We start from the raw sequence: 13,683 nt of genomic DNA on the forward strand, positions 1-13,683 counted from the left end.
ACTAGATTCAGCAACGACTTTAAAACAAAAAAGGCGCCATCACGGCGCCTTTGGTCTGTTTGGTGACGGGCTCAAGGACGGTCGGCGCCGGTTTTTTTGGCAATGATTCGCGCGATAATCATGCCGATGATCCAACCGGCCAATGGCACCACAAAGATATAATCAAACAGCGGGTGGTTGGTATCACCGCCAGATGCGGCCAAAATGAAGCCAACCCAGGCTGCGGTCAGCAAGTAACCCATGATCTTGAAATAGACCTTGTTGGGCAGGCCCTTTTTTTCGGGCTGTTCGGGGTTGGTCTGTTGGCTGTTTTCCGCAGACATCCTGATATCCTTGTGTTCTGAAATATTAAGTGTGGATCGGATCAACGTTCAAGGGTGAGCGCATCTGGATCAATACGGTCCTGCCAGCCTTCGCGCACCAGTTCGGGCACCACATGGTCTTCTTCGGGATAGCCGATGCAAAGATAGGCGATCAGGCGCCAGTGATCCGGGACGTCCAACGTCTTGCCGACGACTTCCGGTTCCAAAATCGATACCCAGCCGACCCCGATGCCCTTTACCCGTGCAGCCAGCCACAGCAATTGCACTGCTGCGACCGCAGAATAATCAAGCATTTCCGGCATGGTTTTACGGCCCAAGCCCATGCCAGCTTCGGTTTCTTCATCGGCAAAGACTGCCAATTGTACCGGGGCTTGATCCATGCCCTGTAGTTTTAGCGAAGCATAAAGCTTGGCCCGTTCACCGTGATATTCGTTCAGAGCTTCGGCATTGGCCCGTTCAAAACTGTCGCGAATGGCCTTGCGGCGCGCCCGGTCATTGACCTTTACAAAGCGCCATGGCTGACAATTGCCAACCGACGGTGCAAGGCAGGCTTCCTTGATCAGATCATTGATGTCCGCTTGCGGGATGGTATCGGTGCGAAACCGACGGACATCGCGCCGCCATAGCAAAAGATCAATAAATTGCTTTTGGAAAACCTGGTCAAAGACGGGTGGGGTAACGCCCGCATTTTTGGTGCCGTTGGTGCCGCTGGCGTCTTGTCGATCAGTTTCGGTCATGCGCAGGCCTGCTGGAATTGGCGTATATGTTCATTATGTTTTGCACCCTACTCGCCACAGGGGTGAACGCCAATAGCAAGATACGCATCCTGGCAAAAGCTTCATAGAATCGCGTTGATTTTCTCGGCTGTGGTTACGAAACAAGGCCGGGTTTAGAAAGGGAAATCGATGCTGACCAAACCGGTATAATCGCGATGGTGGATTTCATAGGTAAATTTGCGGCGGACTTCAAAGTTGACTTGGCCGGGAATGCGTCCCCAGTCATAGGTCATCCCACCCCCGGTATCGATATAGAGATTGGTACTTTCGACATTGATAAAAGGCTGAAGTGTTGCATATCCGCGCGGCAAGTCGTGGGTTAGGGCGAACTCGGAACGGATGCCTTCAACAAGGTCGGCGTTGGTTGCCATTTCGCGAAAACCCTGAATGCTCATGTCGAAATTCAAGGGTTCATAAGCATATTCGGAACCGGCGTAATAGCGTGTCGATCCACTGCGCCCGTAATTCTGGTTCATCATTGATATGGTTTGTTCCTGTCCGGCAAACGGGACGATCACGTGATCGCCCATAAGCAGGCGATAACGTCCTTCAGCCCCGGCATCAAACAGGCGTGTTGTCGCAGTATTGCCAATTATCATGGTGCCATCATCTGCGCGTGCGTTCTGCACATATTCGCGGGCCGTGATCATGTCGCCATAAAGCTCCACGCTGACAGGCAGGATGCCAAATTCATATTTTGAGCCAAAACCGATTGTGTTGGAGATGGTGCTGCTGCCAAGGGTTTCCGCATAGCGCAAGTCGTCGGGGACTGTGCCGATGGCTGATTGCGTGATCGTGCTTTTGCCCATGCTGAGACTGCCGCGCAGGTTTAGCCAGTCGGTCATGCGAGCAACGAAATAGGGTGATACGGACAAGTTGCTTTCGCGATAGCGCAATTGTCGTGCAGCGGATTCGCCAAGCGTGCTGCCCCAGCCAACACCAAGCCCGACAACAAGCCCGTCATCAATCAAATAGTCAACGCCACTGTCGATAGATACCGTATCACCACTTAACCCCGGATCGTAACCGGACCCGGTGATGCGGTTTTCAAGGTCGGTAATGTTGCCAGACACCCAGATGCTGATGGGTGTGCGGAAGGTGCGGGACTGGGTTGGGAAGGTGCCCGCGGCACTGTCAAAATCAATCTTGCCCGCAAGCGATGTCAGGGCGGCGCGGCCGCTGAAAGCTTGTTGCAGGATGTCGTCGGTCGAACCGAATTGTAGTCTGCTTGCTGATGGGTCGTCGGAAGGAAGCGCATTTTCCAGAAAAAGCGGCGCAAATGTCGTGTCATAAAGATCATCGTCCATCTTGTCGTAAAGACGGTCCATATGACGGCGGCGGTTATGGGCACGGTTAAGGGTTTCGCTGCGCAGGATCGGCGCATCAGGACGTGCGCCATCTTCGCGGGCCAAGGCCAGCGGCAAGAAGCGCGGAATAATGCCATAGTGCTGAAACAGGCCAACACTTGCCAGATACACTGTCGCTGTCAGTGCAGTTTTCAGATCCTTGTGCATGAATAACAGCGCTTTGATTGTTGAGGCTGTTCACTATGGTCGGGAAAAGTGCAAGGAATGTGGAGAAAGGCAGGCAATCGTGCTGCAATTGGCGTTGGGAAAGTGATCGGGCCCGATCAAAAGGCGGGGTAATCAGGAAACCGGCAATAGGATGTTGCACCGATCTTAAAGTCGCGCTAGAACCCTGATCTGCCGGTTGGAAAGCTGGCTTTCACGCGCTTTGCGGGCGTGGCGAAATTGGTAAACGCAGCGGACTTAAAATCCGCCGGCCCTAAAGGCTTTGCCGGTTCAAGTCCGGCCGCCCGCACCATATCCCCCGACTAAATTCCCACGATACATCTGAGATGACGGGCATCTATCGGTTTGAACGGTGCCATTAAAAAACCTGTTTTCCGGTGCAAACAGGTTCTTCGCCGTCCTGTAACAGGTGCTTTTTGCTGCTGTTGGGACGACATTTGCGCTACGCAAATTCAGGAGAATGAAGATGATCCATCTGATCGCATTCGGCATTATCGCCGTCACAGCACTGGTCGTTGCCTAAACGCTGTGAGGATCCATCATCGCGACGAAAGTTGCGATGATCCCAGCCTTAAAATGTATCCGGATTAATTTGCTGCATGATTGGCAGTGGTTTTGCCACAGCCAAATGGCGGCGTAGGCTGCGTATGTTTATTTTCGTTTCCGGAGATGTCGCGAAATAGAATGTCTGGGTTGCCACCGGCTGACGACTGATATGGAGCATATCACCAAGTTCCGGATAGGTCAGGATGAGGTTGTCTGCAACGGCCTTTTCCATCAAACCGGCATCCGCACGTTTGCTTGCGACCATGCGCAAGATGGTCAGGTCATCGACGACTTCGATGGTTTCAACATCCTTGCGCCGACTTTCAAACACATCTCCGTACCAATATCCGGCCCCGACAGCGATGCGGTGATCCCACAATTGGCCGGCATCAAGTGGAAATTCACGGTGAGACAGCAATATGGTGTCGCTGATCAAAATGGGGAATTCATAGTTTAACCCATAGGCGTTTGCCTGACCGGACTCGGCGCAAAAGATCACATCAATGGCGCCGTCTTGCGCGGCATCAATGGCACGTTTCCAAGGGTAAACTTCGATTTTGGGTTTGTAGCCGAACGATGTCAGCAATTCTTCGACATATTCAACCAGAATGCCGCCCGGCTTTGCCCCGTCGACAACATACGGTGGCCAGGGGCTGCAAGATGCGATGATTTCTATGCTGTTATCATCGGACGCGTGTCCGGTTGATGGCGTAAGAAAGGGAATAACAAGCAGAAATCCAAGACTTCCAAGCGTGCGCAGCATCTGCCGATCCAAATTATTGTCATCTAGTATGTATGTATGACTGATCCTGGACTGTTTTTAGGCGTGGCGTTGGCAAAAGTAATAGCGTGATGGTTGGCCATTGGCGAAGTCATTGTTCTATCGCCGTTTCATCCAGATCGTGTCGCGAAATTAAATTCTGCAGCCACATAACGTGTACTATTCGTCTTTGCTGTGACGGAATGCACATATGGTTTTGGTTTACCGGATTTAAATTCGTTGGGGCTAAAACCAGAAGGTGATGCAGTGTTGCACGCCAAGGCGGAAGTGATCCAGTGAATATGATCGAGAAAGAAGAAGACGAAGGCCCGCGCAAGAAAGAACGGTTTGGCAAATATGTTGTGCCGGAAGAACGCGCGGCGAATATCGTCAAGCAGCTTGATGAGTTCTTGCGCAAAGGTCCGCGCAAGGGACTTAAATATTCCCGTTGGCAGCAAATTGCCTGGTACGAGATCGTCGATGAGCTTAAGCGTGCCGAAGCTGCCCAGAAAAATCAGGACACCCTGACAAAGTCAGCTTTCCTTAGTCTTGCGATTGGTTTCGGGACGGTTGGGTTCTGGGGCTTGGTGCTGGTTGCGGGTAACGGACTTGGTGGTATTGCCGCCGGGGTCATTGTGGTTGCCGGACTCGTGATCTGGCGGGCGATGGCCAAGGCAAATTGGTTTAAATAATCTCTCGGACGTAACGTAATATGAACAAAGAAGCTGCGGAAACGCTTGCCATTCGCGCCATTGCCCACATTGCGGGTGATGATGAACTGCTGGAAGGCCTTGTTGCACAGACGGGCATGGGGCTTGATGATCTGCGGGCCGGGATTGCATCAAACGAAGTGCAACGTGGCGCGCTTGATTTTCTGCTGTCGCACGAACCGTTTTTAATGCGCTTTGTCGAAGACGCTGGCTATGCCCCCGAAGACCCGGCACGCGCGCAGATTGTCTTATCGGGCGGGCCGATCTGGCAGGATTAACGCACGCGCCCAATCATAGTTGGTTCCGGGGCTATGTCGGGCTCTAGGTCTGTGCGGAGCAGGCCATAAATCACCGAATCACGAATGCCGATATGGGTTTCCCATTCGCCACGCAAAACGCCTTCTTGGGTGAATCCCAATTTCTCGAACGTTTTCATTGAAGCATGGTTGTCCGGGTCAATATCGGCATAGATGCGCCGTGCTGTTGTGGTCGAAAACAGATGTTTGATCGCAACAGATAAAGCGCGTGCGGCATAGTTCTGCCCACGGGCTTGTGGCGATACCATGCAGGCGGCTTCCCAAACGTCCTTATCGCGACCGATATTGTAAAACGAAATCCTGCCAAGAGCGGGGCCGTCAGGTGATTGCGCGATCACCCACGATGTTTCTTCAACCCCGTCAGTCCATAATTTCAGTTTGGCGATGGTTGTATCGACATCGGGAAAAGCTGGATCAGGAAGCCAAAGGCAGCATTGCGGATCGCCAAAAATGACATGCAATGCCGGGCCATCGGCAACCGGATCAAGAGGGCGCAAATACATAGGCGAGGACTCGGTTGGTCGGTAGGGTGTGACTAGCTTAGGAACGGTAACGGTGCACTGTCGTAAACGTAAATCCAGACTAGAATCGCGATGCCAAGCAGAACACGATAGATGGCAAAGGGCGTGAAGGTGGATCGTTTAAGCCAGTTCATCAGAACGCTGATCGCGATCAGGGCAGTGACAAATGACAGGCCAACAGCAAGAAGAACGTCTTTGTTCAGTTGAATATTGCCCCCCTGATGCAGATCAATGCCAGCCAGAAGGCCAGCACCCAGAATAACCGGAATAGACATCAGCATGGAGAACTGGGCGGCATCTGATCGCTCATACCCCATGAAACGTGCAGCTGTCATGGTGATGCCTGAACGGCTGGTACCGGGAATAAGGGCCAGCACCTGTGCCAGTCCGATGAACAAGGCACCGCCCCAGCGCATATGTTCCAGACGGTTGATCGTCATCCCGATCTTATCGGCAATCCACAGCAGAATGCCAAAGCCAAGCGTGGTCCAGGCAATGATCTCGATCGAGCGCAGCTGTTCTTCAATGCCCGAGACTTTGAAATAGAAGCCAATCGCAACGACCGGAATGGTTGCCAGAACAATATGAAGGGCAAGACGGGCCCCCGTGTTGATTCGCCCGGTAAGCAACAGAACGAATCCGCCAAGCATGGCAAACACATCACGCCAGAAATAGATCAATACTGCTGCCAGAGTCCCGATATGGACGGCGACATCTACCAATAAACCCTGATCCGGGCTTCCTGTTAGTGCAGGAGCAAGAACCAAATGGCCAGATGAGCTGATCGGAAGGAATTCGGTGATCCCCTGAACGACCGCCAGAAGAATTATGTGCTGTAGGGTCACTCTGGCCTCTATGGCTGTTCGCGGAAAAACTCATCGCTTATAGCAGTTTAGCGCATTTGCGCGAAATGCATTAATAGTACCATTTTGGTACTATTGAAACTTTATTGCCGAGGGATTTGGCAGGGGAATCCCGAAGACCTGAAAAATAGTATGGATATTTAGGTCAGTATTTCTGTCGTATCAGCTATTTTGTGCTAGATTCTTGCGTGTTTGCCACGTATACAAGGCGAAACCCGCAACATAAAACCCTTCCAGAGGGCCGTCATGACAGAAAAGATGCTGAAATTTGTTCATCTCGAACAAAAATATCCGCACAAAAGAGAGGCGTCCGCACGCCGCACGGATTTTAACGAGATTTATGAGCCTTTCGAGGATAGCTCCGCTGCTGATCAATCGTCGCGTTGTTCACAGTGCGGTGTGCCGTTCTGCCAGGCACATTGCCCGCTTTATAACAATATCCCCGACTGGCTTAGCCTGACGACCGCAGGGCGCCTTGAAGAGGCTTATGCCATCTCGGCTGCCACCAACAATATGCCGGAAGTCACGGGTCGTATTTGCCCGCAGGATCGCCTGTGTGAAGGCAATTGCGTCATTGAACAGTCAACCCATGGTGCTGTCACCATTGGGTCGGTCGAAAAATACATTACGGACACTGCCTTTGCGAACGGTTGGGTCAAGGCTCCCAAACCGACCAAAGAAAACGGCATGTCTGTTGGCATCATCGGTGGTGGCCCCGGCGGGATGGCTGCAGCCGAACAACTGCGTCTTAAAGGATATGAAGTTCATATCTATGACCGTTATGACCGCATCGGTGGTTTGCTGGTTTATGGTATTCCGGGTTTCAAACTTGAAAAAGACGTTGTTGAACGCCGTGTGAAACTGCTCGAAGAGGGCGGTGTTGTCATGCATACCGAATTTGAAGTCGGTCGTGACGCCACCCTTGATGATCTTCGCAAAAAACATGACAGCGTTCTGATCGCGACCGGCGTTTACAAAGCCCGCGACTTGAAACTGCCCGGTGCTGGCCTGAACAACGTTTATCCGGCCCTTGAATATCTGACGACGTCGAACCGTCAGGGTCTTGGCGATAATGTTCCGGCCTATGACGACGGAACCCTGAATGCCAAGGACAAGAATGTTGTCGTGATCGGTGGTGGTGATACCGCGATGGACTGTGTCCGTACGGCGATCCGTCAGGGTGCGAAATCGGTCAAATGTCTTTATCGTCGTGACCGTGCAAACATGCCCGGTTCACAGCGCGAAGTGGCCAATGCAGAAGAAGAAGGCGTTGAATTTGTCTGGCTGACCAACCCGGAAGCCTTTGTTGGCGACGACAAGGTAACAGGTGTGCGTGCGATCAAGATGCGCCTTGGCGCACCGGATGCCGGCGGCCGTCAGAGCCCGGAAATCATCGAAGGTTCGAGCTATACCATGGATGCCGACATGGTGATTACGGCCCTTGGTTTTGAGCCGGAAGATTTGCCGACCCTGTTTGATGCGCCGGAACTTGGTGTGTCACGTTGGGGAACTGTCAAAATCGACTTCCGTTCCATGATGACGAATCTTGATGGCGTGTTTGCTGCTGGTGATATTGCCCGTGGTGCATCGCTTGTGGTTTGGGCAATTCGCGATGGCCGTGATGCGGCAGACCGGATTGATGAATATTTGCTGGCGCGCAAAGAAGCTGCTGCTTAAGCCCGCTGCCGCATTAGGAGAGAGAGTTATGAACAAGATCGTTCAGGACAAAATGGATCAAAGCCGGGCCGCTGCCGACATCGCCCGTTTTGAGAAAAACGCAGCCCATCTGCAAGCCAGTGGCATGTATGACCCGGCAGAAGAACACGCCAACTGTGGTGTGGGTCTTGTCGGCGCCATTGACGGCAAACCACGGCGCGAAGTTGTTGAAGCCGGTATCGAAGCACTGAAAGCCATCTGGCACCGTGGTGCTGTTGACGCCGACGGTAAAACCGGTGATGGCGCTGGTATCCATCTTCAGATCCCGCAGGATTTCTTTAAGGCATATCTTAAAGTCATCAATCAGGAAGCACCCGATACCCTGATCGCAGTCGGTCAGGTGTTCTTGCCGCGTATCGACATGGCAGCCCAGGAACGTTGCCGTGCAATTGTTGAAACCGAGATACTCAAACAGGGTTACGGCATTCTTGGTTGGCGTCAGGTTCCGGTTGATGTGTCGGTCATCGGTGAAAAAGCAAACCAGACGCGCCCGGAAATCGAACAGGTTCTGATCGGTGTGCGCGATGACGTGAATGAAGAAAAGTTCGAGATCGATCTTTACGCCATTCGTCGCCGCATTGAAAAAGCCGTTCTGTCCGAAGCGATCAAGGATTTCTACATCTGTTCGATGTCGTGCCGTTCGGTGATCTATAAGGGCATGTTCCTTGCAGAAGACGTTGATACCTTCTATCCGGATCTGCGCGACGAACGTTTCATTTCGAACTTCTGCGTTTATCATCAGCGCTATTCGACCAACACCTTCCCAAGCTGGCCGTTAGCACAGCCGTTCCGTGTTTTGGCCCATAACGGCGAAATCAACACGCTGCGAGGCAACGTCAACTGGATGAAAAGCCACGAAGCGCGCATGGCGCACGAAGCTTTTGCCGACAGCATTGATGACCTTAAACCGGTTATTCAGCCCGGTTCGTCAGACTCGGCTGCCCTTGATGCCGTGTTTGAGCTGATGGTGCGTGCGGGCCGTGACCTGCCGATGGTGAAAACCATGATGGTACCGGAAGCCTGGTCGAAAAAGGCATCGACACCAGATAACTACAAAAACCTTTACGCCTATTGTAACGCTGTGATGGAACCGTGGGACGGCCCGGCAGCCCTTGCTGCTTATGGCGGTGAATGGCTGATGGGTGGTACGGACCGTAACGGTCTGCGTCCGCTGCGGTATGCGGTGACGGGCAATGGTCTTTTGATTGCCGGTTCCGAAGCCGGCATGGTCCATATCGACGAAGAAAGCTGCATTGAAAAAGGCCGGCTTGGACCGGGCCAGATGATTGCGGTCAACCTTGCCGAAGGCAAGCTGTTCCATGACGGCGAATTGAAAGACAAACTGGCAAATCGCCGTGACTGGTCGAAATGGGTTGGTCGCACCAAGGTGCTTGATGACCTGATTTCACCGGAACATACCGAACCGTCCCATATTGAAAAAGAACGCCTGCTGCGTCTTCAGAAATCCATGGGGCTGACCCACGAAGATCTGGAACTGATCCTGCACCCGATGGGTGAAGACGGCAAAGAAGCCATCGGTTCGATGGGCGATGATACCCCGCTTGCGATTCTGTCGGATCGGTATCGTGGTCTGCATCACTTCTTCCGCCAGAACTTTGCACAGGTGACCAACCCGCCGATCGATTCACTTCGTGAAGCCCGTGTCATGAGCCTGAAAACCCGTCTGGGCAATCTTGGTAACGTCCTTGACGAGGACGAAAGCCAGTGTGATTTGCTGCAGCTGGAAAGCCCGGTTCTGACCAACGCCGAATATGACGCCATGCGCGGCTATATGGGTGAAACTGCGGTTGAAATTGACACCACATTTGACATCGGTGGCGGCGCAACGGCCTTGCGCGATGCGATTTCACGCATTCAGCGCGAAGCCGAAGAAGCTGTGCGCGGCGGTGCCTTGCACATCATTCTGACCGATGAAAACATTTCCGAAGAACGGGCTGCAATGCCGATGGTTCTTGCGACCGGTGGCGTTCACAGCCATCTCGTGAAAACGTCGCTTCGGACGTATATTTCGCTCAATGTGCGTTCAGCAGAATGCATGGATGTGCATTACTTTGCGGTTCTGATCGGTGTCGGTGCGACCACGGTGAACGCGTATCTCGCGCAGGAAGGTCTTTTGGACCGTTACGCACGGGGTCTGTTCCCGAATGTGAACAGCACTGCCGAAGTCATGCAGCGTTTCAAGGCGGCCATTGATGCCGGTCTTTTGAAGATCATGTCCAAAATGGGCATTTCGATCATCAGTTCGTATCGCGGTGGCTATAACTTCGAAAGTATTGGTCTTTCGCGGTCGCTGGTGGCTGAATTCTTCCCGGGCATGCCGTCGCGTATTTCAGGGATTGGTCTTCAGGGTATTCAGCGTCGCTGCATTGCGCAGCACAAAGAAGCCTTTAACGGCAATGTCATCACCCTGCCGGTTGGTGGTCTTTATAAATACCGTCGTTCGGGCGAACGTCACGTTTGGACCGGTCCGCTGATCCATACACTGCAGTCGTCTGTTTCGACGGGCAGCTACAACACGTTCCGCAAGTTTTCTGAAGGCCTGCGGTCGCGTGAACCGCTACATCTTCGTGATTTGCTTGATTTCCGCAGTGACCGGACAGCACTTCATCAGGATAAAGTTGAAAGCATCACCGAAATTCGCAAGCGTTTCGTGACACCGGGCATGTCCCATGGTGCGCTTTCGACCGAAACCCACGAAGCGCTGGCGATTGCCATGAACCGCATTGGTGCGAAATCGAACTCCGGTGAAGGTGGTGAATCGCGTGAACGTTTCCGTCCGCGTGCGAACGGTGACAATGCGCGTTCCTCGATCAAACAGGTTGCCTCAGGTCGCTTTGGTGTGACGGCGGAATACCTTAATAACTGCGAAGAAATTCAGATCAAGGTCGCTCAGGGTGCAAAACCGGGTGAAGGTGGTCAGCTGCCGGGCTTTAAGGTCACGGTTGAAATCGCCCAGTTGCGTAATGCGACCCCGGGTGTGACTCTGATTTCGCCGCCGCCGCATCACGATATCTATTCGATCGAGGATCTGGCACAGCTGATTTACGATCTGAAACAGATCAATCCGCGGTGTAAAGTTTGCGTCAAACTGGTGTCGCGTTCCGGTGTTGGCACGATTGCCGCCGGTGTCGCCAAGGCGAAAGCCGATGTGATCCTGATTTCCGGTTATGATGGTGGTACGGGTGCAAGCCCGCAGACCTCGATCAAATATGCCGGTATTCCTTGGGAAATGGGCCTGTCGGAAGTAAATCAGGTTCTCACCCTGAACAACCTGCGTGACAAAGTTAAGTTGCGTGTTGATGGCGGTTTCAAAACCGGCCGTGACGTTGTGATTGGGGCGATGCTTGGTGCTGAAGAATTTGGTATCGGTACCGCGTCCCTGATCGCACTTGGTTGTATCATGGTGCGTCAGTGCCATTCGAACACTTGCCCGGTTGGCGTTTGTACCCAGGACCCGGCACTGCGTGCCAAGTTCACGGGAACGGCCGATAAACTGGTCAATCTGTTCACCTTCATGGCCGAGGAAGTCAAAGACGTTCTGGCTGAGCTTGGCTATGACAAGCTTGAAGACGTGATTGGCCGCTCGGACCTGCTTCAGCAGGTGCACCGTGGTGCGAAAGACCTTGTCGACCTCGACCTGAACCCGTTGCTGGCTCAGGCCGACGCAGGTGGCCGTGCACGTTTCTGCACGATTGTCGGTCGCAACGAAGTGCCTGACACGCTTGACGCCCAAATGATCAAAGATGCCCGTCCGCTTTTGGAAGACGGCGAGAAGATGCAGCTTCAGTACAACATCCAGAACACCCAGCGTGCGATTGGGACCCGGATGTCGTCACTGATCACGCAGAAATACGGCATGACGGGCCTGAAACCGGGTCACCTTCATGTGCGTCTGCGCGGTTCGGCTGGTCAGTCGCTTGGTGCCTTTGCGGTTCAGGGGCTTAAGATCGAAGTTCAGGGCGATGCCAACGATTATGTTGGTAAGGGTCTTTCGGGTGGGACGATTGTTCTGCGCCCGCGGCCTTCCAGCCCGCTTAAAACCAACGAAAACACCATCATCGGCAACACCATTCTGTATGGTGCGACTGCAGGTAAGCTGTTTGCGGCCGGTCAGGCGGGTGAACGCTTCTGTGTTCGTAACTCGGGTGCGATTGTTGTTGTCGAAGGCTGTGGTTCGAACGGTTGTGAATATATGACCGGCGGAACGGCGGTTATCCTTGGTGCGGTTGGTGAAAACTTTGGCGCAGGCATGACCGGCGGCATGGCGTTCATTTATGACGTCAACAATACCTTTGGCAATGTCGTCAATGACGGCTCCATCCTTTACCAGCGCATTGAAACCCAGCATTGGGACGAACAGTGCCGTGCCCTTATCGAGGAGCATGTTGCCGAAACCGAAAGTGGTTTCGCACGGACCATCCTTGATAACTGGGATCGCGAACGCGGCCACTTCTGGCAGATCGTGCCAAAAGAAATCGTCGACAAGCTGGAACACCCTATTCGCTCGATGAGCGAAGACCAGGCAACTGCGTGATCTGATCACGCTTTTGCGCAAGCTCCCTTGTCCAACACACCTGGACAAATTAACTGGCCCCGTACTTCGGTACGGGGCACTTTTCTTTGCGTCAGATGTGTTTCGGATAACGGGAACGCAGAAGGCGGGTCCATTTGGCCCGCCTTTTTCTTTGGGCAATTGGCCAAGTCATTAGACACAGCTGTCCAATCTGTTCGTGCGGAGCAGATGTCAGACACAAAGGCGTTGATGGCCGGGCTGATGCTTAGAGAAGAATGTTGAGATAGGTTCCACGGCGCGCATTATGGTCAATCTGATCAGTAGCAATCAGATTGCGCAGGCGGGCAAGCTGGGCCGCAATGAAGCTTTCAGAGGATGGCAGTTCGATTACGGCCGCACCGCGCCCGCGCCCAACAGGTAATTGTGGACGTGAACGTGCATCCTGAAGCCCGGTATGGGAGGAGCCTGTGCCAATTCTGTTGGTGGTCATTGTGCCATCCAAGTGTGAAACCGTTGGCAACCCTAGCACGCAATGGCGAACTTGTCATCGGGGGCGATTATGCCCGGCTTACAATCCAGACAGAAAAAAAGGGTGGTCGATGACCACCCCGGAGGAAGCTAACGAGAGGGAAAAATCACGTTAGGATATTAACCTTGGTACCGCGCGAACCACTGGTTTCAAGCGGTTGATGTTCTGTAACGATTGAGCCGATCACTTTTGCCAGACCCGTTGCTTTGTTGATCGCGCCTTCTGCGGCTGCGAATGGCAATGTCGGGCCCGCGCCACCATTTGGCGTGATTGCATCATTTACGGCCTGTGCCGCTGAACTAAGTCCTGAACCTTGAACTGAGCCGATCATCCTGACCTCGTAAACATATCGGGAGGGTTCGATACCCATCGCAGAGAACATCAAAAAATCTCTATGACGTCATGGTATGGGGTAATTGTGCTGGAAAAAGTGACGGCTGTCACACCCGCCCATAGGGTGGGTTAACCAGGTCACCGTAACGAGTTGGATCAGAAGCATTTAAAGCATAAGGAAAGGGTAATATTTTTTTAACCATTGCGCGACAACGCACCACAG

12 protein-coding genes and 1 tRNA gene are annotated in these 13,683 nt (G+C 53.0%); 5 read left to right on the plus strand and 8 right to left on the minus strand.

Features of this window, described 5'->3' with window-relative positions; genetic code table 11:
• Nucleotides 1–71: 71 nt before the first annotated feature.
• The 3 genes from RIC05_RS08660 to RIC05_RS08670 all read right to left on the minus strand — a co-directional run bounded on the left by RIC05_RS08660 (nt 72) and on the right by RIC05_RS08670 (nt 2,613).
• Complete coding sequence (locus RIC05_RS08660; protein ID WP_350046757.1) at nt 72–323, minus strand: hypothetical protein; 252 nt, start codon at nt 321–323, stop codon at nt 72–74.
• Nucleotides 324–364: 41 nt separating this feature from the next.
• A complete protein-coding gene (gene bluB / locus RIC05_RS08665; RefSeq protein ID WP_350046758.1) occupies nt 365–1,060 on the minus strand; it encodes a 5,6-dimethylbenzimidazole synthase in 696 nt (231 codons plus the stop codon).
• A 152-nt stretch (nt 1,061–1,212) separates the two neighbouring features.
• A complete protein-coding gene (locus tag RIC05_RS08670; protein WP_350046759.1) occupies nt 1,213–2,613 on the minus strand; it encodes an autotransporter domain-containing protein in 1,401 nt (466 codons plus the stop codon).
• Nucleotides 2,614–2,835: 222 nt separating this feature from the next.
• On the opposite strand from RIC05_RS08670, the gene RIC05_RS08675 reads away from it, so the two are divergent.
• Nucleotides 2,836–2,923, plus strand: a tRNA-Leu gene (locus tag RIC05_RS08675).
• A gap of 279 nt (nt 2,924–3,202) precedes the next feature.
• Here RIC05_RS08675 and RIC05_RS08680 read toward each other — a convergent pair.
• On the minus strand, nt 3,203–3,940 hold the full coding sequence (locus tag RIC05_RS08680; RefSeq protein ID WP_350046760.1) for a type 2 periplasmic-binding domain-containing protein: 738 nt from the start codon (nt 3,938–3,940) through the stop codon (nt 3,203–3,205).
• A 299-nt stretch (nt 3,941–4,239) separates the two neighbouring features.
• Between RIC05_RS08680 and RIC05_RS08685 the strand changes: the two genes are divergently transcribed.
• Nucleotides 4,240–4,629: a hypothetical protein gene (locus RIC05_RS08685; protein WP_350041730.1), complete on the plus strand. Its 390-nt coding sequence runs from the start codon at nt 4,240–4,242 to the stop codon at nt 4,627–4,629.
• A 20-nt stretch (nt 4,630–4,649) separates the two neighbouring features.
• Nucleotides 4,650–4,925 carry a DUF3572 domain-containing protein gene (locus RIC05_RS08690; RefSeq protein ID WP_350046761.1) on the plus strand — a complete coding sequence of 92 codons (276 nt, stop codon included), beginning with the start codon at nt 4,650–4,652 and terminating at the stop codon, nt 4,923–4,925.
• Here RIC05_RS08690 and RIC05_RS08695 read toward each other — a convergent pair.
• Nucleotides 4,922–5,467 (minus strand): GNAT family N-acetyltransferase, encoded by a 546-nt coding sequence (locus RIC05_RS08695; RefSeq protein WP_350046762.1) that lies wholly within the window; start codon nt 5,465–5,467, stop codon nt 4,922–4,924. The two genes, RIC05_RS08690 and RIC05_RS08695, sit on opposite strands and share 4 nt — an antisense overlap.
• Nucleotides 5,468–5,499: 32 nt before the next feature.
• Nucleotides 5,500–6,330: an undecaprenyl-diphosphate phosphatase gene (locus RIC05_RS08700; RefSeq protein WP_350046763.1), complete on the minus strand. Its 831-nt coding sequence runs from the start codon at nt 6,328–6,330 to the stop codon at nt 5,500–5,502.
• Between the two features lie 264 nt (nt 6,331–6,594).
• Between RIC05_RS08700 and RIC05_RS08705 the strand changes: the two genes are divergently transcribed.
• Both RIC05_RS08705 and gltB read left to right on the plus strand, forming a co-directional pair.
• Nucleotides 6,595–8,025 carry an NAD(P)-dependent oxidoreductase gene (locus RIC05_RS08705; protein WP_350041718.1) on the plus strand — a complete coding sequence of 477 codons (1,431 nt, stop codon included), beginning with the start codon at nt 6,595–6,597 and terminating at the stop codon, nt 8,023–8,025.
• A gap of 28 nt (nt 8,026–8,053) precedes the next feature.
• A complete protein-coding gene (gene gltB / locus RIC05_RS08710) occupies nt 8,054–12,619 on the plus strand; it encodes a glutamate synthase large subunit (protein WP_350046764.1) in 4,566 nt (1,521 codons plus the stop codon).
• A gap of 244 nt (nt 12,620–12,863) precedes the next feature.
• On the opposite strand, the gene RIC05_RS08715 is transcribed toward gltB, so the two are convergent.
• Together RIC05_RS08715 and RIC05_RS08720 are read right to left on the minus strand one after the other, a co-directional pair.
• Nucleotides 12,864–13,088: a hypothetical protein gene (locus tag RIC05_RS08715; RefSeq protein ID WP_350046765.1), complete on the minus strand. Its 225-nt coding sequence runs from the start codon at nt 13,086–13,088 to the stop codon at nt 12,864–12,866.
• A gap of 145 nt (nt 13,089–13,233) precedes the next feature.
• Complete coding sequence (locus tag RIC05_RS08720; protein ID WP_350041715.1) at nt 13,234–13,458, minus strand: hypothetical protein; 225 nt, start codon at nt 13,456–13,458, stop codon at nt 13,234–13,236.
• Nucleotides 13,459–13,683: the final 225 nt, after the last annotated feature.

Origin of the sequence: Thalassospira sp., assembly GCF_040218635.1 — a bacterium.
Lineage (GTDB): Bacteria > Pseudomonadota > Alphaproteobacteria > Rhodospirillales > Thalassospiraceae > Thalassospira.

Coding starts and splice junctions, on each gene's coding strand:
- RIC05_RS08660 (WP_350046757.1), bottom strand. CDS start 323: ATGTCTGCGGAAAACAGCCAACAGACCAACCCCGAACAGCCCGAAAAA.
- bluB (WP_350046758.1), bottom strand. CDS start 1,060: ATGACCGAAACTGATCGACAAGACGCCAGCGGCACCAACGGCACCAAA.
- RIC05_RS08670 (WP_350046759.1), bottom strand. CDS start 2,613: ATGCACAAGGATCTGAAAACTGCACTGACAGCGACAGTGTATCTGGCA.
- RIC05_RS08680 (WP_350046760.1), bottom strand. CDS start 3,940: ATGCTGCGCACGCTTGGAAGTCTTGGATTTCTGCTTGTTATTCCCTTT.
- RIC05_RS08685 (WP_350041730.1), top strand. CDS start 4,240: ATGATCGAGAAAGAAGAAGACGAAGGCCCGCGCAAGAAAGAACGGTTT.
- RIC05_RS08690 (WP_350046761.1), top strand. CDS start 4,650: ATGAACAAAGAAGCTGCGGAAACGCTTGCCATTCGCGCCATTGCCCAC.
- RIC05_RS08695 (WP_350046762.1), bottom strand. CDS start 5,467: ATGTATTTGCGCCCTCTTGATCCGGTTGCCGATGGCCCGGCATTGCAT.
- RIC05_RS08705 (WP_350041718.1), top strand. CDS start 6,595: ATGACAGAAAAGATGCTGAAATTTGTTCATCTCGAACAAAAATATCCG.
- gltB (WP_350046764.1), top strand. CDS start 8,054: ATGAACAAGATCGTTCAGGACAAAATGGATCAAAGCCGGGCCGCTGCC.
- RIC05_RS08715 (WP_350046765.1), bottom strand. CDS start 13,088: ATGACCACCAACAGAATTGGCACAGGCTCCTCCCATACCGGGCTTCAG.
- RIC05_RS08720 (WP_350041715.1), bottom strand. CDS start 13,458: ATGATCGGCTCAGTTCAAGGTTCAGGACTTAGTTCAGCGGCACAGGCC.